The organism is Telmatobacter bradus (genome assembly GCF_048629425.1).
In the GTDB taxonomy this organism is placed as follows: Bacteria; Acidobacteriota; Terriglobia; order Terriglobales; family Acidobacteriaceae; genus Telmatobacter; species Telmatobacter bradus.
Genome location: NZ_CP184532.1, coordinates 2,127,941 through 2,153,388 on the forward strand (window position 1 = coordinate 2,127,941; position 25,448 = coordinate 2,153,388).

The window sequence follows — 25,448 nt, forward strand, 5'->3', positions numbered from 1 at the left end:
AATGCAGCCCGCTTGCGGCTTGGTGTGGCGGCGGTAAATCCTGCGCTTCGGGAGCGCTTTGTATCGTTGAGCCAAGAGGACGTGTCGCATTTCTGCTGAATATCCGAGGAATTTTTTGTTCTGCGGCCGTCGCGCAGGCGCGGGCGGGCGTTTGACCTGCCGGAGAAAGATTTTTTCTCATCGTTTGCCCGCAGAGCGCACGGTACTCTTATTGCATGGCGGACGAGGAGAAAAATAATCCTTTGGCGTTGCGCATCGTGGGGTTACGGAAGGCTTTTGGCGATGTGCAGGCCGTTGATGGCCTGAATCTCGAGGTGCGGCGGGGTGAGTGCTTTGGCCTGCTTGGCCCCAATGGCGCAGGCAAAACCACAACCATCGAAATCTGCGAAGGGCTGAGTGAAGCGGACGAAGGCGTCGTTGAGTTGTTGGGGCTGAACTGGAAGCGCAATGCCCATGCCTTGCGCCAGAAGATCGGCATTCAGTTGCAGGAGACGCAGTTCCCCGACAAACTCACCGTGGAGGAGACCATCGGGCTCTTCCGCAGTTTTTACCGGCAGGGGCCGACGGTGGAGGAGCTGATCCACACCGTGGAGCTGGAAGAGAAGCGCACCGCGCGGGTGGTTGGCCTGAGCGGCGGGCAGAAGCAGCGGCTGGCCATGGCCACGGCGCTGGCCGGCGATCCGGAGCTGATCTTTCTGGATGAGCCGACGACGGGCCTTGACCCGCAGGCGCGCCGCCATTTGTGGGAGCTGGTGGAGGCTCTCAAGAGCGCGGGCCGCACCATTATTCTGACCACGCACTATATGGACGAAGCCGAACGCCTGAGCGACCGCGTGGCCATCATGGACCATGGCAAAGTAATTGCCGAGGGAACGCCCCGCGAATTGATTGCGCTGGCCGGGGGCGAAGACATTGTGGAGATTTCCCTGGCCAAGAAAGTGCCGCTGTCGGCAGATCGTCTGGAGGCGCTCAGCCGCCAGTTGGAAGCGTTGGACGGCGTGCGGGAGCATCGCTTTGCCGACGGAACGCATCGGCTGGCGGTGAGCGCTCTGCATAAGGCTGCTCCGGCCATTCTGGCTACGCTCGAAGCCGAGGGTCTGCCGTTGAGCGAATTCCGCACCCACTCGGCCACGCTCGAAGATGTGTTCGTACACCTGACGGGGAGGAATCTGCGCGATGAATAGATGGGAAAGCAGCAGCCTTGTGCAACTGACCCGGACGCGCTTTCGCCTGTTTTTGCGCGAGCCGGAAGCTATCTTCTGGACCTTTGTTTTTCCCGTTCTGCTGGCCGCCGGACTGGGGCTTGCCTATCGCAATCAGCCGCCTGAAAAACTGCCGGTGGGAGCGAACAGCCCGGCGGCCGTTTCTGCGCTGAACGCCGATGGACGCTTGAAGGCCGTGCAACTGGACGAAACGCAAGGTCGTGAGCAGCTGTCGCGGGGCAAGGTGGTGTTGCTGGCGGTGGCGCAGGGTGGGCAGGTTGCGTACGTCTACGACGCCACCAATCCCGATGCGCGTCTGGCGCGGATTGAAGCCGGTGAGGCGCTGGAACGGGCGGCGGGCCGTCGCGACGTATTGACCAGCCGGGAACAGACGGTGCGTGAAGCCGGTGCTCGCTACATTGATTTTGTGGTTCCCGGCCTTCTGGGTATGAATCTGATGGGCTCGGCGATGTGGGGCATCGGGTTTTCCATTGTGGAGTCGCGGCAGAAGAAGCTGCTCAAGCGCATGGTGGCCTCGCCCATGCCACGCTGGCAGTTTCTGGTTTCGTTCTTGTTTTCGCGCCTGATCATGCTGATTGCCGAGGTAGCCTTCTTCTTGGGCTTTGCGCGGTTGGCTTTTGGCGTGCCCTTTCGCGGTTCGTTGCTGCTGCTGGGCGGGCTGTGCGTGCTCACGTCGCTTACCTTTTCCGCTCTGGGCCTGCTGGTGGCCACGCGGGCCCGCACCATGGAGGCCGTCAGCGGCCTGATGAACTTTGCCATGCTGCCCATGTGGATTCTTTCCGGCGTATTTTTCTCGGCAGATCGCTTTCCGGCCGCTGTGCAGCCCGTGGTGCGGGCGTTGCCGCTGACCGCAGCCATCGACGCCCTGCGGGCCAACATGCTGCAGGGCGCGGGATTGGGCGAAGTGCTGCTTCCCATCGCAATTCTGATCGCCTGGTGTTTGATTGCCTTTGCCGTTTCGCTGCGCATCTTCCGCTGGCGATAGGGAAAACAAAATAAATGAGACTTTACAGGTTGCGGAAGAACTCGTAGCGGAGGGAGGCAGGGGTTTTTAACCCCTGCAAAAAAAACAGCAAAAAGAACACGGGCTTCAGCCCCGGAAGTCTTTCCACCGGCAGGCAGCCAAAGTAGGCAGGGCAAGAAAAAGCCCGCGCCTAAAGGCGATATTCAATGCGTCGATTCTTCAAGGGCCTGAAGGCCCTTGCTCCCTCCGCAAAGACAAATCCACTCTGGGGAGAGGTTTTCCGCAGCGGCTAAAGCCGTGCCCTTTCAAAACGCTGTTCTGTTTGTTTTTGGCCGCTGGTGTTTGTTTATCGTTCGTAGAGCCCCATCAGCTGGCCGGTGGCCAGAACATGGCCCTGCATGGCGGTCTTCACCAGATCAATGCCTGCTCCGGGCGGCAGAGTGATCATGGTGTCGAGCGCATAGACGGTGAAGTAGTAATGATGCTTGCCGGACGGCGGTGGGCAGGGGCCCATGTAGCCAATCTTGCGCGCGGTGTTCAGCCCCTGACGGGAGCCGTCCACCAGCATCTCCTGCTTGGCCTGACCCTTCAGTAGCCCACGGGTACGGGCCGGAATGTTGTAAAGAATCCAGTGATAGAAGAGCTTTTTGGTGGGTGTGTCCGGATCGGTGACGATGACGGCTACGCTGCGTGTGCCTTCGGGAGGAGTCTCCCATTGCAATTGGGGCGACAGATCCTCTCCATCGCAGGTATGGCGCTGCGGAATTCGTGCTCCAGGCAGAAAGGATTTGCTGCTGACCTGCAAAGTCGGTTCTGGCGCGCCTTCCAGAAGGCCGGTTTTGTTTGGCTGCGCTTGCAGCGTAGAGAACATGGTGAGGGTTAGACAGGCAAAGAAAAAACGCTGCATGGGAAAACCTCGAAAGGATACAGATTGACCCTCTGGATGAGAGGGGAAATAAAGGAGCTTTCTGCAAGCCTATACAGTCAGGCATCATGATCCCAAAAACGTTCTGGAAGCGGGTGAATTTTTCTGATTTTCTTTTGGTTTTTTGAGGCGCTGAAAAACAGGAGGCCATGCTCCGCCGCCGCCCGGTACAATACAACGTGATATGGATTCGATGATCCTGAACCCGGCCGCTGAAGCGGTCCATTCCCCCGAGGGCAGCCGCTTTTTGCGCGCCTGTCTGCGTCAGCCCGTCGACTGCACTCCAGTCTGGTTTCTCCGCCAAGCTGGCCGTTACATGCAGGAGTACCGCGACGTCCGCAAGCACCATACGCTGGTGGAGATCTGCAAACAGCCGGAAATCGCCGCTGAGGTGACCATCACCGCCGCGGAAAAGCTGGGCGTGGATGCGGCCATCATCTTTGCCGATCTGCTGCTGCCGCTGGAGCCGATGGGCCTGCCCTTTGAGTTTCAGGCGGGCGAAGGTCCGGTAGTGCACAAGCCGGTGCGTACGGCGGAAGATGTGCAGGCGCTGCGCACCGACCGCGCCGAAGACCTGAGCTATGTGGCCCGCGCCATTGAAAAGGTGGCAAAGCATTTTGGCAACAGGCTGGGCATGATCGGCTTCTGCGGCGCACCCTACACGCTGGCCAGCTATATGATCGAGGGCGGCGGATCGAAGAATTACATCTTCACCAAGCAGATGATGTACCGCGACCCGTCCACCTGGAACCAGCTGCTGGACAAGATTATTACCGTGCTGATTGCCTACTGCCGCCAGCAGGTGGAAGCCGGAGCCGACGTTATCCAGATCTTTGACAGTTGGGCTGGTTCGCTTTCGCTGGCCGATTACCGCGACTACGCCTATCCGGCCTCGAAGCGTCTGGTGGAGGCCGTGCAGCAGATGGGTGTGCCGGTGATTTACTTTGGCGTGGAGACGCAGGCCCTGCTTGGGCAGATGGCGGCCACCGGAGCCGACGTGGTTGGTCTGGACTGGCGGCAGCCGCTCGACGAGGGCTGGCGTGGGGTGGGTTACGGCCATGCGGTGCAGGGCAATCTTGACCCCATTACCCTTTTTGCTCCGCTCGACGTGCTGGAAAAGCATGTGCGTGAGGTGCTGGAGTCGGCTGCCGGTCGTCCTGGCCACATCTTCAACCTTGGCCATGGCATTGTTCCCGGAACCCCCGTCGAGCATGTGCAGGAGGTAGTGAAGATGGTGCGCCGCATCAGCCGCGAAACCAATGCGAAGTTCCAGCAGGAGGCAAAGCGTGGCTAAACAGGCTGTTCTGCTTCTGGCCCACGGCACGCCGGAGACGGTGGAGCAGATCCCTGAATACCTGCTCAAGGTAACCGGCGGTCGTCCGCTGCCGGAAGCCGTTATTCAGGAGATTCAGCACCGCTATAGCCTGATCGGCCGCAGTCCGCTGACCGAAATCACGCTGGCACAGGGCAAAAGGGTGGAGGCGGAGCTGGCTGCCGCCGGCCATTCCGTCGCTGTTTACGTAGGAATGCGCAACTGGCAGCCTTATATTGCCGATGTAATTGCCCAGATGAAGGCCGACGGCGTGGAACAGGTGGCCGTGCTTTGCCTTGCTCCGCAGAACTCCCGCACCAGTACCGGACTCTACCGCAGGGCCGTGGAAGCCGTCGCGGTTGGGCTGCAGGTGGACTTTACGGCTGGCTGGGCGCAGGAACCCTTGCTGGCCGAGGCCTTTGCCGAGCGTTTGCAGCCCGTTCTGGCACGTATGCAGGCCGAAGTTGGCCACCCCGTTCCGGTGCTATTCACCGCCCACAGCGTTCCCTGCCGCACCGTGCAGACGCCTGTGGATGGGCAGCCGGGAGACGCCTATGCTGAAGACGCCAAAAGAACCGCGCAACTGGTGGCGGAGCGTGTGCCGGAACTTTCCCGCTGGTTGTTTGCCTTCCAGAGCCAGGGAGCTTCCGGCGGGCCATGGATTGGACCCAGAGTAGAGGAGACGCTCGACGCTTTGGCGCAAGAAGGCGTGAAGACGCTGCTCTTGCAGCCGATTGGATTCCTCTGCGATCACGTCGAGATTCTTTACGACGTGGACATTCTCTTCCGCAGCCATGCGGAAAGGCTGGGAATGAGGCTGGAGCGTCCGGAATCCCTGAACGATTCCCAACCGCTGGCCCGGGCAATTACGGGCTTGGCCATCCGTGCTCTGGAGAGACTTTCAGGCGGGGATGAAAGCGGGATTTTTCAACAGAAATAGAAATGAAAACTGATTTTTTTTGCTCAGGATCTTCCCTTTGGCGGAGGATCTTGGTAACGTTCTAGATATTAAATCGTTTTTAGTGAATTCAGTCCTTAAGAGATCGATTGTCCACCCCTGACTGGACAATTACGGTGGAAGGCAACGAGTTCAACTGGAAACGCTACCCATACGTAAAAAGACTTGTTTTTCCTGCTTGAATTCCAAAATGCTCTGCAGCCAAACCGTATTTATGCTGGGCCCGAGGCGTGATTTTGGAAAAGGAGATAGAAACGAATGAGCTCCAGACGTTCTCGACGGTCAGAGTCCAGAAAAAGAATGGTGTGTCCCAAGTGCAATCATGAGCGTTTGCATCGTGCGGAACGCCATACCTTCCTGCAAAAGAAGATCTTTCCTCTGTTCGGGTTGTATCCATGGGAGTGCGGGAATTGCCGACAGCATTTCCTGTTGAAGAAGCGATACGAAACACACCGAACTTCACACAACAGTCTGCAGGTTGCGGATTAGGAACGTATTGAAAGCTGGTTATCTAGAGTCCTGGCTCTATAGCGGTTCTCCAATTGCTGTACACCGAAGCCCCTGCAGCAAGGTGGCTTTTTCCTCAAGAAAAGCCACCTTGCACAGTCTCGAAAGGGCTACACCTATTGGAGAACCGCTCTAGCGGAAGAAGTTTTTGGCCAGGAACAGTACGTTGGCCGGGCGTTCGGCTAGTCTGCGCATGAAGTACGGATACCACTCCTTGCCGAAGGGAATGTAGATCCGGACGTTGTAGCCATCCTGAACCAGTTGGCGCTGCAGATCGCGGCGTACGCCGTAGAGCATCTGGAATTCGAAGCGCTCGGGCTTAATTCCGCGCTTACTGGCGTAGTGTTTGGCGGCCTCGATCATGGCGACGTCATGCGTGGCCAGACCGTGATAGATGGGGCTGGCCATGAGCGTATGGCTGAGCTGGACGTAATTAGCGTCCACATCGAGTTTGTTGGGAAAAGCGACGGAGGCCGGTTCCTTGTATGCGCCCTTGCAGAGCCGGACGCGGATGCCGTCGGCCAGCAGTTGCTCAATGTCCGCGGCGGAGCGGTAGAGATAGGCCTGAATCACAATGCCTACCGCGCCTTTCAGGCCGGGACGCGCATGCACCCGGCGCACCATGTCGAGGGTGGTTTGCGTCAGGGCCGATTCTTCCATGTCTACCCGCACAAAATTGCCGATGGAGGCAGCATGCTGCACCAGTCCGGTAAGGATTTCCTCAGCCAGTTCCACCGAGAGTCCCAGACCCATCTGGGTCAGTTTCAGGCTGACGTTGGCATTCAGCTTGCGGTTGGAGACCATGTCGAGCAACTGGTGATAGCTGTCGGCGGCCTGACGGGCTTCGGCCTCCGTGTTCACGCTTTCCCCCAGTGCATCGAGGGTTGAGCCAATGCCATGCCGCTGGACCTGCTCGGCGGCGTTCAGGGCGTCGGTGATTTCCATGCCAGCCACAAAACGGCTGCTGAGTTTGCGGCCCGGATGAGTCTGTTCCATCAGACGGCGCAGGGGGCGGTTGTGAGAGAGGGCGATCAGGGCGGAGCGGAGCACGGGCATTACGGACCTCGGGAAGGGATCTTCGGTTGGCAGTGGACAGAGCTCTTTCGGGAGGGGGTAGACCGAAGGCTGGATACCAAGTGCTTTTTCCTCAAGGAAAAGACACCTTGCAAACTCCTTAAAAAGCCTACGGGTATTCCGAAAATGCTCCATGCTGCGAACCCGCACAGTGTCGCACAAAACTTAGCAAGGATGACATAAAGAGGCCTCGGAAAAATCCAGGGCACGCACTTGCTGGAACAGATTTTTCAGTGGGATGGATCTTTGCTGCCTGTGCGTTGGGGTAGGGTAAAAGGGACGATGCAAGAGACGATGCGAATTCCGACAGTTCTGCGAACCGCGTTTCTGACGTTGCTGGGCGGATTGTTTTGCTTTCTTCAGGGGCTGGCGCAGCAGGCCGTTCTGCCCTCTGCTCCGCTTGAGCGGCTGACGGGAGGAGTTGTGGTTCCGGCGGCGGTTCTGCAGGGTGCGCCGACCCTTGCCGTGGGCAGCTTCAGCCGTGCGGCCAACAACGAAAGTCTGGCCTGGCTGCGCCTGCTGCACTCCGATGCGGCCTTCCGTCAGGAACAGGTCTATCAGGTGGTGATGTTGGAAGCTGCGCCGGGTTTTGTGCGTCCGCTCATCCGTGGTGGATTGCGCCGTCAGACGCCGCCCGAGTGGCAGAGCCATCTGCTGCTGGCAACGGAAGAAAATGCTGCATGGCGCGCCTTTTTTGGCGTAACGGATGAGAGCCAGCCCGCAGTTCTGCTGCTCAGTCCGCAGGGCGTGGTTCTGTGGCGTGGCAATGGTCGGGCGGCGGATCTGGCGGGGCAGTTGAAGTCCCGGCTGCACTAGGGCCTGTTGACGTTCCTCAGGCCATCCACCTGAGGAACGTCAACAGACCCTAGTGATTCGGTGTGTAACCAAGGCTTGAATCTGTTTTGAAAGGTGACGGCTTCACAGGCTGCGGAAAAGTTTCTTTTGGAGCAGGTGTGGAGGGAGCGGGGGCATTTATGCCCCCGAAAGAACGCAGGCCAAGGAACGAGCCTTCAGGCGCGGGTATTTCTATGATTCACACAATTCACGCGAAAATTTGGCTATTAAAAATAGCCAAATTCATGCAAAGTTGCCCTGAATGATCCCCCCAGGGCTGAAGCCCTCACGCATGAACCGGGACGTTTGCGAGGGTTATAGCATTTTCGGAATACACGTAGACTTTTTAAGGGACTTGCAAGGTGCCTTTTTCTTGAGGAAAAAGGCACTTAGCATCCTGCTTTCGGTCTACAGCAATTCCGAAAATGCTCTAAAACCCTCGCTTCCCTCCGCAATGAGATTTTCCACAGTCAGTTTAGCCGCGGCATTTTTGGCCAGCTCCTGCCACAGAGAGTCCTGCAATGGCGGCGCGGAGTATGCCACCGGATTTTTTCAGCCGTCGCATGGCCTCGGTCTTGCTTACTTCAGCCTTCAGCATGACCAGTGCCACGGGCAGGTTCCAGCCGGATTTTTCCAGCGCATTCAGGGCTGCTTCGGGAGTGGCTGCGGTGAGGTTTTCAAGGATGATCTGGCCACGCACCCGCAGTTTTTTGTTGCTCATGTGCAGGTTCACCATCAGGTTGCTGTACACATGGCCGAGGCGAACCATGGCGCCGGTCGAGAGCATGTTGCAGATCATCTTTTGGGCGCTGCCGGCTTTCAGGCGGGAACTGCCGGTGAGCACCTCGGGACCGACCTCAACTTCGATGGTGATTTCCGCCGCCTTGCCGAGGGCGGAGTTGCGGTTGCAGGCGATGGCGATGGTGGTCGCGCCCTTCAGACGAGCGGCGTCCAGCGCGGCAATCGTGTAGGGAGTGCGGCCGCTGGCGGCCAGGCCAATCACCACATCGTCTTTCGTGATCCGCTTGCGCAGCAGGTCTTTGCGTCCAAGAGAGGCGGAGTCTTCGCTGGCCTCGGTGGCGCGGGCCAGAGCGCCCTCGCCGCCGGCCATTACAAATTGCACCATGCGAGGATCGATGCCGAAGGTGGGCGGGCACTCGGAGGAATCGAGCGCCCCGATGCGGCCGCTGGTTCCGCTGCCCACGTAGATCATGCGGCCGCCACGGGCCAGTTGCCGGGCAATTCTGTCCACGGCCAGGGCGATCTGGGGCAAAACCTTGCCGATGGCGCGGGGTACGCGTGTGTCTTCGCGGTTGATCAGCGTCACCAGTTCCAGAGCGTTCATGGAGTCCAGCGCTTCACTGGCTGGATTGCGGCGTTCGGTCATCAGGGTTTTCAGTTGCTTCATGGTGTTTGTACCTTTGAGAGCTTTTGCGGAAGACTTAGAGACTTTTGAATGCTATTTTGGGTACCTATTTCTTGATTAAAAGGTACTTATGAGCATTCTTTCGGTCTACACCTATTTTAGAAATGCTTGATGCTACCTGCCAGCGCCGGGATGCTTGCTGCGGGCAGGGAACTGAGCCCGTGGGTTCGCGCCCCGGGCAGGCGGATTGTGCTGTAGAAAGAATGTTTTGTGCCTGTGCTGCACCTGTGTGTTGAGGAGAGCGTAGCACAGGCGTGGCGGCTGGCCAGCATAAGTCTTGAGGAAAGTGGACCATAGTGAGATGGAAACTCATAAGTAACTAAAAATAATATACTTTCTGTATCGGCATCCCAGAAAAGTGTTAGCTTTCTGACCGTGCAAGTGTTATTGTTCATTCATCCCGAGGCCATTAGGATTCCCCATGGGCCCGCCAACAGGCAGGGGCCAACTCTGAAGTCTCTCCGGATACTGCTGTGAACTACTAACTGGATAGAGGGATGGGTCAGGAGAAATCAATGGCCGACCAGAACGTGTTGCCAGAACAGAACCAGACGCCAGAAGATGTGGCGACTCTTTATTCCTGGGCGAATCTTCATGGAGCCAAGTACCGCGACTTTTCCGCCAGCCGTGCGGCGATGCGGGAAAAGGTTCGTCTGCAGCTGGAACAGGCTGCCGAGGAAGAGCAGGAGAACATCCGTCAGCGGGCGGAGGCCGAGCAGGCCAGGCAGCAGCGTCAGACCCTCGAATTGATCAACGGCGCGGAAAAATCCCGCCAGGAACAGGCGGCTGCCGAGCTGTTCAAACGTCAGACTGCATCGCAGATTGCCCGGGAAGAGCAGGCCGCACAGCAGGCTTTGCAGCAGTTCCGTGCCGCGCAGCAGGCTGTCCGGCAACCGCAGTTTTTGCCGCAAGAGTCCGAGGCAGTTAATAAATACTCAGCTTTTTCACCAGCCTATCCGCAGCCTGTAGCCGCTGCCGCGCCCTCTCTGCAGAGTTCTCCGTTGGAGGCCGTTGAGGCGCAGGAAGAGGAAGACGAGGCTTTGCCGGCATGGTTGGCTACTGAGCGACTGTCCGCGGCAACACCGCAGCCCGCAGCGCGGGCAATTCCGTCCGAGAGCACCTTGCAGGAATCCCGCGAACGCATGACTTCGCGCTGGTATGCGCTGCAGGGTGTTTTGCATCAGGATTCTTCGACGGCGTCGTCGGTTTCCGGTCAGCAACGCGCGCCTGTGCTGGCGGTCTTTTCACTGGCTGGCGGGGTGGGAAAAACGGCTGTGGCGGCCACGCTGGGGCGGGCACTTTCCTCCTCGGGCGAGCAGGTTCTGCTGGTGGATACGGCACCCTACGGGTTACTTCCATATTATTTCGGCGCCATCGATCAGCGTCCCGGACAATTACGCACTTTTCTGCCTCCAGGTTCGTCCTCCGATGCTCCGATTCAGTTGGTTACACTCGATTCCGAGGCCAACGACCATGGCGAGATGTTAGCCTCGGAAGTCAATCGCCTGGCCCGGGATGCCAGCCGGGTTATCGTCGATCTGGCTACGGCCTCGGCGGAGATTTCGCGCAAGCTGCTGCGTCTTTCGCCCATGGTTCTGGTGCCACTGACGCCGGAGATGAATTCGGTGGTCAGCATTCGCGCCATCGACAGCTTCTTTCAGCACAATGCTTCCTCTGCTGCAGCCGTAAAGCCTTTTTACGTGTTGAACCAGTTCGATGCTTCGCTGCCTTTGCATCTGGATATGCGCGAGGTGCTTCGTGAGCAGTTAGGCGAGCGGTTGCTGCCGTTCACTCTGCGTCGTGCTCCCGCCATCAGCGAGGCGCTTGCGGAAGGAATGACGGTGATCGATTACGCGCCTAATTCCATGGTTGCGGAAGACTTCGCCAATCTTGCAGGATGGTTCAAAAGTCAATCTGCCCCCGCAGGCTCAGGCAAGCGAGGCGCGCGTTGGAGTGAACGATGACGGTAGCAGGCCTGTGGCAGAAGATTGGAGCCGGCGAGAACATCCTCACAAAGCTGCTTCGCTTTGTGTTCCTGCTCGCAGCGGGAACGGTCTTCTATTTCCTGGCTGTGCTTCCCCTGACCTGGCCACAGCAGGTGGTTTCAGGACTGCTGACACTTTTGATGGCGTTGGCGATTGCGCGCACCTCTGAGTCGTATCTGGTGACGTTGACGCTGATGTTGATGTCGATGTTCTGCACTTTTCGCTACGGCTTCTGGCGCATCTCGCAGTGCATCCACTTCTTCGAGGATCCGGCCAATTACTGGACGGCGCTCGATGCCTTCTTCATCCTCAGCCTGATTCTGGCCGAGAGTTACTCCTTTTTCATTCTTTTCCTGGGCTATTTTCAAACCATCTGGCCGTTGCGCCGCGCTCCGGTTCCACTGCCGGAGAGCACCGACGAGTGGCCGGATGTGGACGTGCTGATTCCCACCTATAACGAATCGCTTGACGTGGTTCGTTACACGGTTTTTGGGGCGCTGAATATGGATTGGCCGGCAGACAGAATGCATATCTACATTCTGGACGATGGCCGACGCCAGGAGTTTGTAGAGTTTGCGCAGGCGGCGGGCGTTGGATACAAGAGCCGTCCCAACAATGCTCACGCCAAGGCGGGCAACATCAACACGGCGCTCAAGAGCGTGAATTCGCCGTTTGTGGCCATCTTCGATTGCGACCACGTGCCCACCCGCAGCTTTCTGCAGATGACGCTGGGCTGGTTCCTGCGGGATCGCAAGCTGGCCATGCTGCAGACGCCGCACCATTTTTATTCGCCCGATCCGTTCGAGCGCAATCTGGGCCAGTTCAAGGTGATTCCCAACGAGGGCGAGCTGTTCTACGGCATTGTGCAGGATGGCAACGACTTCTGGAACGCCTCGTTCTTCTGCGGTTCCTGCGCCGTTCTGCGCCGCTCGGCACTCGACCAGATTGGCGGCATTGCGATCGAGACCGTGACGGAAGATGCGCACACCTCACTGCGTCTGCAGATTTACGGCTGGAACTCGGCCTACATCAACATTCCGCAGGCGGCTGGACTGGCCACCGAGCGGTTGGCGGCGCATGTGGGCCAGCGCATCCGCTGGGCGCGTGGCATGATCCAGATTCTGCGCACCGACAATCCACTCTTCGCGCCCGGGCTGAAGCTGCCGCAGAGGCTGTGCTACTTCAACGCCATGTGCCACTTCATGTACGCGATACCGCGCCTGATCTTCCTGACCGCGCCGCTGATCTTCCTGCTGCTGAACCACACCAATGTGCCGGGCTACTGGGCCTCGATTCTGGCCTACGCCATGCCCCACTTGATGCTGTCGAACGTGACCAACTCACGGATTCAGGGTGCGCATCGTCACTCGTTTTGGAATGAGATCTACGAGACGGTTCTGGCGCCCTACATTCTGCTGCCTACTCTGATGGCGCTCATCAACCCCAAGCTGGGCAAGTTCAACGTGACCTCCAAGGGCGGCGTGGTGAAGAAGACCTTCTTCGATACGCGCATCGCGCAACCGTTCCTGGTCATGTTGATGTTCAACTTTGTGGGTCTGGCTGTGGCCATTCCGCGCTTCTTCCTCTGGGACCGCGATCGTCCGGGCACCGTGGTGATGAATGTGGTCTGGTGCTGCTTTAACATCATGATTCTGGGTGTGTGCACGGCGGTGGCCCGGGAGATGCGCCAGTTGCGCTCGACGGTGCGCATCAGTCTGGTGACGCCGGTGGCGGCGTGGCTTGATGGTAAACAGGTGGCCGAGGGCGAAACCGTTGATATGTCGAGCGGTGGTACCAGCATTCACTTTGACCATGAGCTGGAATTGCCGCCCGATACACTGGTTGAACTGGCCTTCCCGACCCCTTCCGGTACGCAGAATCTGCCCGCCACCGTGGTTTCCAGCGAGGGCTCGATCCTGCGTGTGCGCTTTGAAAATCTATCGATTCCCGAACAGGAAGTGCTGACCATGGTGCTTTATTCACGCGCCGATTCCTGGCTAGGCTGGGACGAGTCCCGCGAAAACGACGATGTTCTGCGCAGTCTGGGGCGTATCTTCATGATCTCGATGCATGGTTTGAAATCAACTTTCCAGAGCCTGTTTTCGGCTAAAGAGAAGCCCACCAAACGGGCCTCTATGTCGATGGTTGGCTCGGCGCTTCTGTTGGGAGCTCTTTTGGTTGGAAGCCCTGCCGTACGGGCCCAGAAGGTGAGCGCCGTGGTTCCGCCGCAGCCGGCCGTTGCCGCTCCCGCCGTTGCCGACAAGAACGCGCCCATACCGGCCGGGCAGTACCGCGACAGCTTTACGCTGAGCGACGCCGGTGCGCCGCAGATTGAACTGCACGGCATCGACAGCATGCACAGCATCTACTTCACGCTGCCCGAAACCCATGTGGTGCGCAGCGCGAAGATCCATCTTTATTACTCGTTTTCTCCCAGTCTGCTGCCTCAGCTCAGCCACATCAAGCTGATGCTGAACGGTACGCTGTTTGCCACCGTGCAGCCTACACCGGGGCAGGTGGGCGGCTCCGACAGTCGCGACTCCGAGGCCGAGTTCACTATTCCTTCTGAGCTGCTGGTGCATGACAACACGCTGACCATCGAGTTCATTGGCCACTACACCATGGTCTGCGAAGACCCGGCCAATACGACGCTCTGGGCGCGTGTGCATCGCAACACATTCCTCGATATTCAGGGCGATCTGTTGCCTTTGGCCGATGACTTGAAGCAGCTTCCCATGCCGTTCCTGGACCCGGCCGTGATTCAGCCGCTGAGCCTGCCGGTCATCTTCTCGCAGACTCCTTCGTACAAGGCGATCCAGGCCGCAGGTGTGGTTTCCAGCTACTTTGGCATGATCAGCGAGTCCCGTCCGGTGCGTTTTCCGGTGCACATCGGAGCTATTCCGCCGGGCAACGTGATTGTGATTTCGGATGGAGCGGGAAATCTGCCGCCGGGGCTGAATCTGCCACCGATCAACGGGCCCACGGTGGCCATGCGCACCAATCCCAACGACCCTTACGGCAAGGTGCTGGTGATTGCCGGAGCCGATGGCGATCAGGCGCTGCAGGCCGCGCAGGCCGTGGCGCAGCACAGTGACATGCTCAACGGTTCTCTGGTGACGATTGACGGCCTGAAGCTGGCCGACAAACGCAAGCCGGATGATGCGCCGCGCTGGGCACGTACCGACCAGACGATTCCGCTGTGGGATTACGCGCAGGCCGATCAGTTGCAGAGCGATGGCTCGGTTCCGCTGAGCGTTTACTTCCGCATTCCGCCCGATATTTTCTACTCCGAGCGGCCCAATGCCAAGTTGCATCTGGTCTATCGCTATAACTCGATTCCCATCGGTCCGATCTCCAGTATGCAGATCAGGATCAACAACGCCTTTCTCGGTTCGGTTCCTCTGGTGCCGGGGCAGGAAGCGTCCAAGGTCATGCAGGTGGATGTGCCGGTCCCGGTGGTCAATCTGCGGCCTTTTTCCAATTCGCTCTCGTTCGACTTCACCTTCCAGTTGCTGAAGAAGGGCGGTTGCCAGGATACAACGCCGATCAGTATGCAGGCTGCCATTCTGCGCGATACGCATCTTGACCTGACCGGCTATCCGCACTATGCGCCGCTGCCGAATCTGGAGACCTTTGCCAACGCCGGCTTCCCGTTTACGCGGATGGCGGACATGAGCGAGACGACGGTGGTTCTGCCACCTTCGCCAAGCGAGCAGGAGATTGAAACCTTCGTTACGCTGATGGGCCACTTCAGCCGTCAGACCGGTTTTCCGGCGCTGCGCGTAACCGTAGCTGGAGCCGAGGCGCTGCACTCTGGCGCGCATCAGGACTTTCTGGTGATTGGCGCAGGCGACGACCAGCCGGGTTTTGACAAACTTGCCGACAAGCTGCCGGTGGCCCTGCACAGCGGTGAGGTGCAGGTGCGCGATACGCAGGGCTTCTTTGCGCCGCTCCATGGCAATCAGTGGTGGAAGATGAGCGCCCAGGAGCATGGCGAGTCGGGTATGCTGAGCGCGGCGGGAACGCCGGATGCAATCATTGAGGGTATTCGCTCGCCGTTTGATCCGAACGATCCGCGCAGCGTGGTGGCGATTCATCTGCGCGATGCAAGCACCTTCCCGGCCTTCATGGACAGCTTCATGAAGGTGCAACAGTCCAGTGAGATTCAGGGATCGGTGGCGGTGCTGCATGGCAGCCAGTTCCAGTCCTTCCGCATTGGCTCGGATGTTTATCATGTGGGCGTGTTACCGTTGTGGACCCGCCTGACCCTGTGGTTTACCGAGGTTCCATGGCTGGCTGCGGTGCTGATGATGTCGCTGGCCTTCCTGCTGGCTGTCTGGATCCGCCTCTGGCTGCGTGCCAAGGCCCGCAGGCGCCTGAAGCTGATTGATTAACCGTCTCAGGCTTGGGCCTGAATGCGGTTGATTCGGTAAATTAAATGTTGACTCGATTTCCCACCCTGGCCACACAAACAAGTTCGTGGCGGGGTGGGCACTCAGGCAGTACGGGGAGTGGATGCAGTCCAGGGGAGAATGCGGATGAGATTACGCGGCCGTGGTGTGCAGCGTTGGATGCTGGGAGGATTGCTGTTCATGCTGTGCGTCTCGGGTGGCTGCAAGGAAAGTCAGTGGAAGCTGTGGCAGTCCTATCAGGCGCGTTTTGTCGATGCGCAGGGCCGGGTCTTTGACCCCAACGGCGACCAGCACACGACCTCCGAGGGCGAGGCCTATGCGCTCTTCTTCTCTCTGGCCGCTAATGACCGTCCATGCTTTGACCGGGTGCTGAACTGGACCCGCGCCAATCTTTCAGCAGGCGATCTGACGGCACACTTGCCCGCCTGGCTTTGGGGGCGAAGCCCGGACGGAAGCTGGAAGACGCTCGATACAAATTCAGCCTCCGACGCCGATCTTTGGATTGCTTACACGCTGATTGAAGCTGGCAGATTGTGGAAGGAACCAAGCTACAAGGCGCAGGGAATCAAGCTGGCCGCACTGATTGCCAAAAATGAAGTGGCTGATCTGCCCGGCTTCGGCCCCATGTTGTTGCCCGCGACGGTGGGATTCCAGCATGAGCGGGCCTGGATGCTCAACCCCAGCTACCTGCCCGTCTTTCAGTTTGAACGGCTGGCCGTGGTCGATCCCGGTGGACCGTGGCAGAAGATTGCGCTGAATGTGCCCCGTCTGCTGAACCAGAGCGCCCGCCACGGCTACGCCATGGATTGGGTGGACTATGTTCCGGGCGATGGTTTTTACCCGGCGGCTTTGCCCAAAAGCGCCACCAGCAAGGAGCTTCCCGTTGCGCTGGGCAGTTATGACGCCATCCGGGTCTATCTGTGGGCGGGCATGACAGGGAACAAGTTGGTGCGTGAAGACCTGCTGAACGCGCTTCCCGCAATGAGCGCCTACCTTGCCAATCATGATGCCCCCCCTGAAAAGGTGAGTGACCAGGGCGTTCCTTTCGAGCAAGATGGACCTGTAGGCTTTTCGGCGGCACTTCTGCCTTACCTGCGGGCGTACCCCGGACTTTCGCCCCTGGTTGTACGGCAGATTGCCCGGATGAATGCGCAGCAGGACGCTTCTTCGGGACTGTACGGAAAAGACCTGTCTTATTACGATCAGAATCTTGCGCTTTTTGCTACCGGCTTTCTGGATGGAAGATTCCGGTTTGGCGACGGAGGCGAATTGACAGTGGGATGGAAGCGATGAGGGTGGGCAGGGTGGCTAAAAAATCGATCATTGTCGCAGTGAGCTGCCTGGTGCTGGTTCTGGCGCAGATGCATGCGCAAAAGAAGCCTGCCAGTGCAGCGAGTGGTGCGACGTCCGTGCGGGCCAGCCTGATCCTCAAAGCGCATGCGCTGGACGCGCGCGGCCGCCCCGATATGGCAATCCAGCTCTGGCAGCAGATTCTGCTCTCTGAGCCGTCGAATGCCGAGGCGCTGGCTGGCCTGGCCCGTGACCTGAAGCTGACCGGAGCCAACGACAAGGCCAACGATGCGCTCAGCAAGCTGCGCCAGGTCAACCCGAATGATCCGAACCTGGCCAAGATTCAGGCGCTGACCAGCACTCATGCGCAGAGTGACCAGTTGCGGCAGGCGGGCGATTTGGCCCGTGGCGGCAAGGTTGAGGATGCCATGCGCATCTATCGCCAGCTTTATGGTGATCATCCCCCCGACGGCGATATTGCGCTGGCCTACTATCAGACGCTCTACGGTACGGCTAACGGCAAGACCGAGGCGATTGCCGGTATGCGGGCACTGGCCGCGCGCAATCCTGGCGATGGGCGCTGCTTTGTTGAGTTGGGCACCATGCTCACCTATGATCCGAGGACCCGCGTCGAGGGCATTCGCATGCTGGAGGCGCACGCCAAGGAACCGAATGCGCAGGCCGCGTTGCGTCAGGCCCTGCTCTGGGATGCGTCGAACCCGGCCGTCACCGGAGAGCTGCGTAATTACCTGAAGGATCATCCGCAAGACGCTGAAATTTCCAGTCATTTGAAGGAAGATGAGAACAAGCTGGCGCAGATGAACTCCGGCATCGCCCGCACGCCCGCCGAGCATGTTGCCTTTGCCGCCTTGAACGCGCACCACAACGACGAGGCGCAGAAGCGCTTTCTGGCCCTGCTGGAAGAAGATCCCAAGAACGGCCGCGCGGCGGCTGGAATGGGCTTTTTGCGCATGCAGGAGAAGAACTTCAGCGGCGCCATCAGTTATCTGACCCAGGCTGAGCAGAACGGCTATAAGGACCGCTCGGTGGAGTCGGCGCTGGAGTCCTCGCGCTTCTGGTCCACCATGAATGAGGCCGCGCAGGCCCTCGAGGATGGCCATTACGATGTGGCCGAGGCCCGCTATAAGGCCGCGTTGGCCATGAATCCGCGCAGCCCCGAGGCGCTCAACGGATTGGCCGGTCTGCTGGTCCGGCAGGAGCAGTACCCCGCCGCGGCAGGCGTCTATGAGCAGTTGGTGAAGATTCAGCCGGGCAATCTGGACGGCTGGCGCGGGCTCTTTTTGGCCTACGCCCGCAATAACGAAAACCAGAAGGCCATGGCGACGCAGGCGCGTTTCCCTGCGAGTGTGAAGACGGCTCTCAGCCGAGATCCTGACTACCTGCGAACGCTGGCAGCCATCGATCAAAGCGAAGGCAAAACGGCTGAGGCGCAGCGTGTGCTGGCCATTGCCCTCAATCTGCCTTTCCCGAACAACGGCTCTACGCTGCGTGACGACACCAAGCTGCAGTACGCCGGACTCCTGCTGGCGGCGCACCATGAGAATCAGGCCGCGGAGCTGTATGCACAGGTGCTCGATGGGCAGCCTGGCAATCGCTCGGCGTGGATGGGCTTGGTGAGCGCGCATCATCAGATGGGGCAGGACGGGCTGGCCATTGCCGATGTGGAGAAGATGCCGGCGCTGGTCTATGAGGCATCGCTGGCCGACCCCGGTTTTCTCTCGATGTTGGGTTCAATCTATCAGCAGGCCAATCAGTACGAAGTGGCGCAGGGACTTCTGGAGCGCTCCGCCCGGCAGCAGATCGCGGCGGGTGGCAAGCCGAGCGTGCAGCTTCGCCTGCAGCTGGCGGCCATTTACATGCTGCGCAACAACACCCAGCAGGCCTATGGAATCTATCGTCAGGTGCTTGCCGAAGACCCTGACCGGGCCGAGGCATGGAAGGGCTTGATCACCACCCTTCAATCGACCAACCGCAACTCCGAAGCCCTGCAGGAGGTTGCGCAGATTCCCGCCCCGGTGCGTAAAACGCTGGAGGCCGACAACGAATTTGTGCAGTTGGAGGCCAGTCTGTATGCGGCCACCGGCGACACGCAAAACGCCGTTGCGTACATGACGCGCGTGGAGCAGTTCTACAGCAAGACGAGGACAACGCCGCCGGCGGCAATCGAGATTCAGCATGCGTGGCTGCTGTTCAACATTGGCAATGACCGTGCGCTCTACAACACGCTGATGAAGCTAGGCGGGCGCAAGGACATGACGGCGGCGCAGCGCGAGTCGGTGCAGAACATCTGGGCCAGCTGGAGCGTAAAGCGGGCGCAGGTGGCCATTGAAAATGGCAATCCGCGGCGCGCGGTAGATATTCTGGATGCGGCCTATCAGGCTTTCCCCAACAATCTGACGGTACGCAAGGCCGTGGCTGGTGGCTACTCGCAGGTGGGCCGCACCAAGGAAGCACTGGCCATCTTTAAAACTGTGCCCATGCAGGATGCGACTTCGGGCGACTTTCAGGGAGCGGTAGGCGCGGCGCTGACGGCCAACGACAAGGCCCAGGCCGAGCTCTGGCTGCGGCAGGCTCTCGAACGCTACCCGCACGATCCGGCGATTCTGGGTCTGGCAGCTCGTTATGAGCAGGCGCGCGGCGATAATCAGCGCGCAGCCGACTACTATCGCGCCTCGCTGGCGGCCATGCCGTCGGCCTCGCCCATGGACCGTCTGGCGCATACGCTGGTTTATCCCGAGCAGGACGAGCGTGCCCGCAAGGTAATGACGGCGGCTGATCTGCAGCGGCTGCTTGATCCGAGTGCGGAACCATTCCCCAAGACGGCAAAGATTCCGGCGCTGCCCGCCTACGGTCCTGATCCCTACGACGGTTCGGCCCCGGTGGTGCTGGCTCCGCCGCGCAGCACGAGTAGCACGGAGCCGCTGCCTGCGCTCACGCCGCAGAATGCGCCTCAGGGTGCGCTTCAGGACGCGCGGCCCGTAATTACCGAAATTCCCGCCGCCCAGCCCGAGAGTTCCGATCTTCTGCATCAGCAGAGTGCGACCGGGCAAGAAGACGCTCTGCTGTACACCGTGCGTCCGGCAGTCCACTACACCAGTGGCATTTCCGCGAACATGGTGCGGGTAGCCACTGCGCAGGCGCAGGAGGCAACGCCGATCCTGCTTAATCCGCCGCATTCGCTGGCCAGCGATACGTGGAAGGGCCTGATCTTCTCGCTAAGCGCGGCCCATCACAACGACGAGGCTCTGGCGGAACTGGACCGGATTCCGGCCGATGTGCGCAGCCAGTTAGAGGCCGACGTTGAGTTTGTGCAGGGCATTGCCAGCCTGTACAGCGCGGTGGGCGATGTGCCCCACGCCATGAGTTCTTTGAACCGGGTGGAGGAGTTCTACCTGTTGCATCGCTCGGCCGCCGCCCCTGCCGGGCTGGAGGTGCAGCATGCCTGGTTGCTCTATAACCTGCAGGATGATCCGGCGCTCTATGCGGTGCTGGGCCGACTGGATGGGCGGTCTGATCTGACCGCAGCGCAGCGGCAGGACGTGCAGACGCTCTGGGCGGATTGGGCTGTGCGCCGTGCCAGCGCCGCCATGAAGGCGGGCAATGTGCTGCGCGGAGTGCAGATTCTGCTGGCCGCTTCGCAGGATTTTCCTAACAATCTGACGGTCCGCCGTGCAGTGGCCGGTGCGTATGTGCGCCTGGGCCGTGCGCAGGACGCCGTCACTCTCTATAAGTCCATCCCCATGGACAATGCCACGGCGGGCGATTATCAGGGAGCGGTTGCCGCTGCTCTGGCCGCTGCCGACATGGCGCAGGCCGAGGCGTGGCTGCGGCAGGCTCTCTCGCTTTACCCCTCTGATCCGCAGATTCTGGGCACTGCCGCGCAGTTTGAGCAGAAGCGCGGCAATAACGAGCGGGCCACCGGCTACTGGCGTGCAGCCCTGGCTGCCATGCCTCCGGGCTCCTCGGTCAAGAGCCTCGATGCTTACCTGCCGCTTCCTGCCGAGGGCTACAGGACGCCGTCTACGGGCGACACCAGAAGACTGCTCGATCCGCGCAGCGATCCACCATCGGTTGCTCTGCCTCTGCCTGCCTATAAGCCCGGAACGGCCAGCCGCCTGGAAGCGCCTGCAGGCGGCCAGAATTTTATCCGCCCGATTGCCAATCCATCTGGAGCGCAATCCGGCTTCCAGCTGATTGAGCAGGCCAGCCGTGAGCAGGCAATCTTCCTGCCGGTGGCGCAGGTGACAAACGGCCAGAAGAGCAGCAAAAACACCAAGGCTCCAGTCAGGACGCCGCGTTTGGCCGCTTCTGCTTCGGCCAGCGGCCTGCGCATTACCTCGCAGCCGATGGGCGAACTGCCGGCCGAGGTGCTGACCCTGTTTGCCAACCAGACCGACAGCCAGCTGACCCAGGGTTCGGCCACGGTGCTGCATGCAGCGCCCGTCAAGGCCCCTGTGGTTGTGTCTTCCGGTCATGCGGCGCAGCCCCGCCACTATGAGTCGGTGCAGTACACGCCTTCCGCGCAGGAAGCCGCGACGGGAGCATTTTCAGCTCCCCGCCAGGGTGCGGCCAGTACGTCGCAGACCGTGGTTCCGGCGGTGCAGCAGCAGCCCGCCATACCAGCCTCCAAGCCTGTGCCCACCGCTTCCGCACCAAGGCAGACGGCTACGCACCACAGCAACAGAAAGCCCCGGCCCGCGCAGTTCCAGGACGAAGCCACAAGCCAGCCTGCGCGCGAAGCCGCATTGCCTGCCTCGCCGCAGCCGCCGGTGGAAAGTTACCAGCAGGCCGATCTGCCGCAGGCTCCCGTGCCTTCCACGGGCGCAGGTCTGACGGATGAGGAACTGGAGCAGCGTAGCTTGCCGCCGTTGCGTGGCCCCTGGGTTCGCGTTCAACGCAACGCCCATCCGGTGAGCCCCCGCGAAGACGCTGAGCTGCAGTTGCAGTCCATCGAAAGCGGCTACAGCTCCTGGCTGGGAGGAACCGGCATGCTGAATTACCGCAGCGGCACGCTTGGTTACGATCATCTGGCGGCCCTCGAAGCTCCCTTTGAGGCGTCCATTTGCGGCAATTACAACGTGCGTCTGAGCATTATCGCCAAGCCCGTCTTCCTCGACTCCGGTCAGGCCGACGGCACGGCGCAGTTGAGTGTGCTGGAGTCCACCACGGATGGAACCAAGCAGACCGTGATTGCCGCGCCGATTGGAACCTTGACCGGCACCGATACCACCATCCCCGCGCAGCAGAACTCCGTGGGACTGGGCGGTGAGGTGCAGTTGGCCTTTCCGCATCTGGCTATTGCGGCAGGCACAACGCCGTACGGATTTCTGATTCAGACCGTGACGGCCCGCATGCTCTGGAAGCCGGGCAATGGTCCCTTCACCTTCAGCTTCAATCGCGATTCGGTCAAGGATTCGCAACTTGCCTACGCGGGCTTGCGCGATCCGGCAGGGAATTCGCTGGGCGTGCTGGGGCAGATCTGGGGCGGCGTCATGGCTAACCAGGGCAATCTGCAGTACGCGCGCGGCGACGAGCAGTCCGGCTACTACTTTGGCGTCGGCGGCGAGTATCTGGCTGGCTACAAGGTGGAAGACAACTCCCGCATCGATGGTTCGGGCGGCGCTTACTGGCGTGTGCTCACGGTGCCCGAGTACGGCGGCCTGAATATTGGCGCGAACTTCTTTGCCATGCACTACGCTAACAACCAGGATGCCTTTACCCACGGCATGGGCGGTTACTTCAGCCCGCAGGGGTACTTTCTGGCGAACATTCCATTTACCTGGACTGGCCACTACCTGACCCACTGGCACTACAACATTGCCGGTGGACTGGGCGTGCAGGCCTTCCAGGAGGATCAGACCAAGCTGTGGCCGTTGGAGGATGACGCATCGCTCGAAACCAGCGAGGATAATCCGCTGCTGCCGGACAAGACCAGCGTGGGACCCAACTACGATCTGCACTCCCAGGCGGCCTATCAGATCAGCCCGCACTGGTTCGCGGGTGGCTACTTTGGGGCCAACAACACGCGTAATTATTCCTCCGTCCAGGTGGGCTTCTATGTGCGCTATCTTTTCCGCGAGCAGCCTTCTACGGCGACTGGGCCAACCGGGCTCTTCCCCTCGGAAGGAATACGTCCGTTCGCGGTGCCATAGAGCGGTCTAATCAAACAATTCAGCCTGTTGGCCGCAACGTGAAGTCCTTGCAGCTGGCAGGCTGATTACTTTTTATTCTCCGAAAAGTCTTAGAGCAAAATCAGGAAAAATAGCCCCAGGAAAATCGTGCAAGGTTGCCGTTCCCTGATGGTCACGGCAACTTTGGACCTGTGCCTTTCGGATACAGCATCCCTGATTTTGCTGTAAATAGAAAATGCCCGTTTCGATTTGAAAAATAAGCGTTTGGTATGATAGGGCAAATCCTTTCCGGGGTGTCCATGCAAGTGTTTTTTGATCCTCATGTTTCGCTAAACAGAGGAAAAAATCTGTTTTTGCAGCGTAAAACAATCTTTGCCGTTCTGATGTCGGCGGGGATTTTTACGTTTAGCGGCGAATTGTGGGGCGATCCGAATCTGGCCGATACTCTGTATGCTGGCTTGGTTCTTCTGGTTCTTGCACTTCTGCTGGTTCTCTACGCATTGCAGGCGGAATTACCTGCTGAAGCTAGACAACAGAGGGCAGGAATTACCGGATCGATGGTCGTAGTGTTGGTGCTGCTGATGGCTTCGCATACCTGGGTTGCGCTCCATCACATTCACGAATCTTCACGCCGGATTGATTGCTATACCTTTCAGCAGGATGCGGTTGACAGCTTGTGGAAGGGAGAAAATCCCTACAGTAGTACCCACGCCAATATATATAACCCGGATGAAACCGCCCGCTATTATGGCCCTGGAATGGTCGTCAATGGTCGGGTGCAAGTGGGCTTGCAGTATCCACCTTTGACGCTTTTGCCTGCCTTGGTCGGCAGTAGTCTGGGGGATGTGCGGTATGGCTACCTACTGGCAATACTTGTTTCGGCTCTGCTTTTGGCTGCGGCGTTGCCGGGTTGGCGCGGAATTCTGGCCGCAGGGTTTGCGCTTTGGAATCCGCTGACCTTTTTAACCGAGGGCAATTGCTGGACGGAACCCCTGGCCTGGATGTTGCTCTGTCTGGTTGTTTTCGCGGCATATCGCAAGCCGGGGTGGCTGCCAGTCTGTCTTGGACTGCTGGTGGCGAGCAAACAGTACAACCTGCTGATCCTGCCTTTATCCGTGTTACTGCTGGAAAATTTCTCCTGGAAGCAATACCTGAAGCAACTCGCCATCGTGCTCGGAGTGGCTGTATTGACGGCGTTTCCGTTCCTCTTATGGAATGTCCGTGCTCTATGGTACGATCTGGTTCAGTTTCATCTTGTCCAACCGTATCGCAAGGATGCGGTGAGTCTTGCAGTCCCTTTTCCTTGGATTCTGAAGTTGAGTCTGCCGCTTGTTCTGCTCCTGCTGGTGTGGATTGTGGCAAAGGTCCAGCCAGGAAGATGGCGCTTTACGGCAGCATATGGAGTGGTTTTTTTACTATTTTTTGTAACGGCCAAGCAGGCTTTCTGCAACTACTATTTTTTGATAAGCCAACTGTTTCTGCTGGCGGCAGCCGAATGTTTCCCTGGGGTCGGAGTGTCTGAACAAGGACAGGACGAGTCATTCTCGCAAGAAGGAAGCGCTGGCGCAGTGAGTACAACCGAGAGGAGCATTCCATGCTGAACGGAAAAAAAGTAGTGGTTGTTATGCCGGCTTATAATGCGGAAAATACCCTGATTGAAACCTATAATCATCTGCCCCACGAGATCGTTGATGAGGTCATTCTGGTAGATGACAACAGCAAGGATGAAACCGTTGCTGTTGCCCGCAAGCTCAACATCAAAACCTTTGTTCACAAGCAGAACTTTGGTTACGGACGCAATCAGAAGACCTGCTACAAGGAAGCTCTGGCGCTGGGCGCTGACATCGTAATCATGGTCCACCCCGACTACCAGTACCAACCTGAGCTGGTAACCTCGCTGGCTGGCATGCTGGCTTATGGCGTCTATGACGTGGCGCTGGCTTCGCGCATTCTGGGGGTGGGCGCGCTCAAGGGTGGAATGCCCCTTTATAAGTACATCTCCAACCGCTTTCTTACCTTTGTGCAGAATCAGCTGATGGGTTACAAGCTCTCGGAATATCACACCGGTTATCGCGCCTTCAGCGCGCAGGTGTTGCGTAATCTTCCCATCGAGCAGAACAACGACGACTTCTCCTTCGACAACGAGATGCTGGCCCAGGCCATTTACTTTGGCTACAATCTGGGCGAGATCAGTTGCCCCACCAAGTACTTTGACGAAGCCAGCTCCATCAGCTTCCGGCGTAGCTGCAAATATGGTCTTGCGGTGTTGGGTGTGTCGCTCAAGTTCCGCCTGCAGCGCCTGAAGTTGGCCAGCTACAGCATCTTCACACAGGAAGAGGCAGATCTGCCCGAAGGCTACTACGAGACGGTGTAGTTAGGTAGATTC

The 25,448-nt window shown here is 59.1% G+C and carries 14 protein-coding genes; 11 read left to right on the forward strand and 3 right to left on the reverse strand.

All coding sequences use genetic code 11. The features are described from left to right. Nucleotides 1–215 precede the first annotated feature (215 nt). Both ACOBR2_RS09015 and ACOBR2_RS09020 read left to right on the forward strand, forming a co-directional pair. Nucleotides 216–1,184, forward strand: a complete 969-nt coding sequence (locus ACOBR2_RS09015) for an ABC transporter ATP-binding protein (RefSeq protein WP_420239684.1) — start codon at nucleotides 216–218, stop codon at nucleotides 1,182–1,184. Beyond that, nucleotides 1,177–2,208, forward strand: a complete 1,032-nt coding sequence (locus tag ACOBR2_RS09020; protein ID WP_420239685.1) for an ABC transporter permease — start codon at nucleotides 1,177–1,179, stop codon at nucleotides 2,206–2,208. The genes ACOBR2_RS09015 and ACOBR2_RS09020 overlap by 8 nt, the downstream gene beginning before the upstream one ends. Before the next feature lie 325 nt (nucleotides 2,209–2,533). Here the strand turns inward: ACOBR2_RS09020 and ACOBR2_RS09025 are convergent, their stop codons facing one another. After that, nucleotides 2,534–3,094, reverse strand: a complete 561-nt coding sequence (locus ACOBR2_RS09025; protein WP_420239686.1) for a YbhB/YbcL family Raf kinase inhibitor-like protein — start codon at nucleotides 3,092–3,094, stop codon at nucleotides 2,534–2,536. Nucleotides 3,095–3,305: 211 nt separating this feature from the next. On the opposite strand from ACOBR2_RS09025, the gene hemE reads away from it, so the two are divergent. Together hemE and hemH are read left to right on the forward strand one after the other, a co-directional pair. Beyond that, on the forward strand, nucleotides 3,306–4,406 hold the full coding sequence (gene hemE / locus ACOBR2_RS09030) for a uroporphyrinogen decarboxylase (RefSeq protein ID WP_420240000.1): 1,101 nt from the start codon (nucleotides 3,306–3,308) through the stop codon (nucleotides 4,404–4,406). Further along, nucleotides 4,399–5,364, forward strand: a complete 966-nt coding sequence (gene hemH, locus ACOBR2_RS09035) for a ferrochelatase (protein ID WP_420239687.1) — start codon at nucleotides 4,399–4,401, stop codon at nucleotides 5,362–5,364. The genes hemE and hemH overlap by 8 nt, the downstream gene beginning before the upstream one ends. Before the next feature lie 657 nt (nucleotides 5,365–6,021). Here the strand turns inward: hemH and ACOBR2_RS09040 are convergent. Then, nucleotides 6,022–6,945, reverse strand: coding sequence for a proline dehydrogenase family protein (locus ACOBR2_RS09040; RefSeq protein WP_420239688.1), 924 nt, complete (start codon nucleotides 6,943–6,945; stop codon nucleotides 6,022–6,024). A gap of 312 nt (nucleotides 6,946–7,257) precedes the next feature. On the opposite strand from ACOBR2_RS09040, the gene ACOBR2_RS09045 reads away from it, so the two are divergent. Then, nucleotides 7,258–7,779: a hypothetical protein gene (locus ACOBR2_RS09045; protein ID WP_420239689.1), complete on the forward strand. Its 522-nt coding sequence runs from the start codon at nucleotides 7,258–7,260 to the stop codon at nucleotides 7,777–7,779. Between the two features lie 493 nt (nucleotides 7,780–8,272). Here ACOBR2_RS09045 and murQ read toward each other — a convergent pair whose 3' ends face one another. Beyond that, a complete protein-coding gene (gene murQ, locus ACOBR2_RS09050) occupies nucleotides 8,273–9,205 on the reverse strand; it encodes an N-acetylmuramic acid 6-phosphate etherase (RefSeq protein ID WP_420239690.1) in 933 nt (310 codons plus the stop codon). A gap of 533 nt (nucleotides 9,206–9,738) precedes the next feature. Here murQ and ACOBR2_RS09055 point away from each other — a divergent pair. The 6 genes from ACOBR2_RS09055 (at nucleotide 9,739) to ACOBR2_RS09080 (ending at nucleotide 25,436) form a co-directional block, all read left to right on the forward strand. Then, nucleotides 9,739–11,187: a cellulose synthase operon protein YhjQ/BcsQ gene (locus ACOBR2_RS09055; RefSeq protein ID WP_420239691.1), complete on the forward strand. Its 1,449-nt coding sequence runs from the start codon at nucleotides 9,739–9,741 to the stop codon at nucleotides 11,185–11,187. After that, nucleotides 11,184–15,602 carry a UDP-forming cellulose synthase catalytic subunit gene (gene bcsA, locus ACOBR2_RS09060; protein ID WP_420239692.1) on the forward strand — a complete coding sequence of 1,473 codons (4,419 nt, stop codon included), beginning with the start codon at nucleotides 11,184–11,186 and terminating at the stop codon, nucleotides 15,600–15,602. The genes ACOBR2_RS09055 and bcsA overlap by 4 nt, the downstream gene beginning before the upstream one ends. Nucleotides 15,603–15,746: 144 nt before the next feature. Beyond that, nucleotides 15,747–16,913: a cellulose synthase complex periplasmic endoglucanase BcsZ gene (bcsZ, locus tag ACOBR2_RS09065; protein WP_420239693.1), complete on the forward strand. Its 1,167-nt coding sequence runs from the start codon at nucleotides 15,747–15,749 to the stop codon at nucleotides 16,911–16,913. Between the two features lie 11 nt (nucleotides 16,914–16,924). After that, on the forward strand, nucleotides 16,925–23,083 hold the full coding sequence (locus tag ACOBR2_RS09070; RefSeq protein WP_420239694.1) for a cellulose synthase subunit BcsC-related outer membrane protein: 6,159 nt from the start codon (nucleotides 16,925–16,927) through the stop codon (nucleotides 23,081–23,083). 248 nt (nucleotides 23,084–23,331) lie between these two features. Continuing rightward, nucleotides 23,332–24,663: a hypothetical protein gene (locus ACOBR2_RS09075; RefSeq protein ID WP_420239695.1), complete on the forward strand. Its 1,332-nt coding sequence runs from the start codon at nucleotides 23,332–23,334 to the stop codon at nucleotides 24,661–24,663. Then, nucleotides 24,657–25,436: a glycosyltransferase family 2 protein gene (locus ACOBR2_RS09080; RefSeq protein ID WP_420239696.1), complete on the forward strand. Its 780-nt coding sequence runs from the start codon at nucleotides 24,657–24,659 to the stop codon at nucleotides 25,434–25,436. The genes ACOBR2_RS09075 and ACOBR2_RS09080 overlap by 7 nt, the downstream gene beginning before the upstream one ends. Nucleotides 25,437–25,448: the final 12 nt, after the last annotated feature.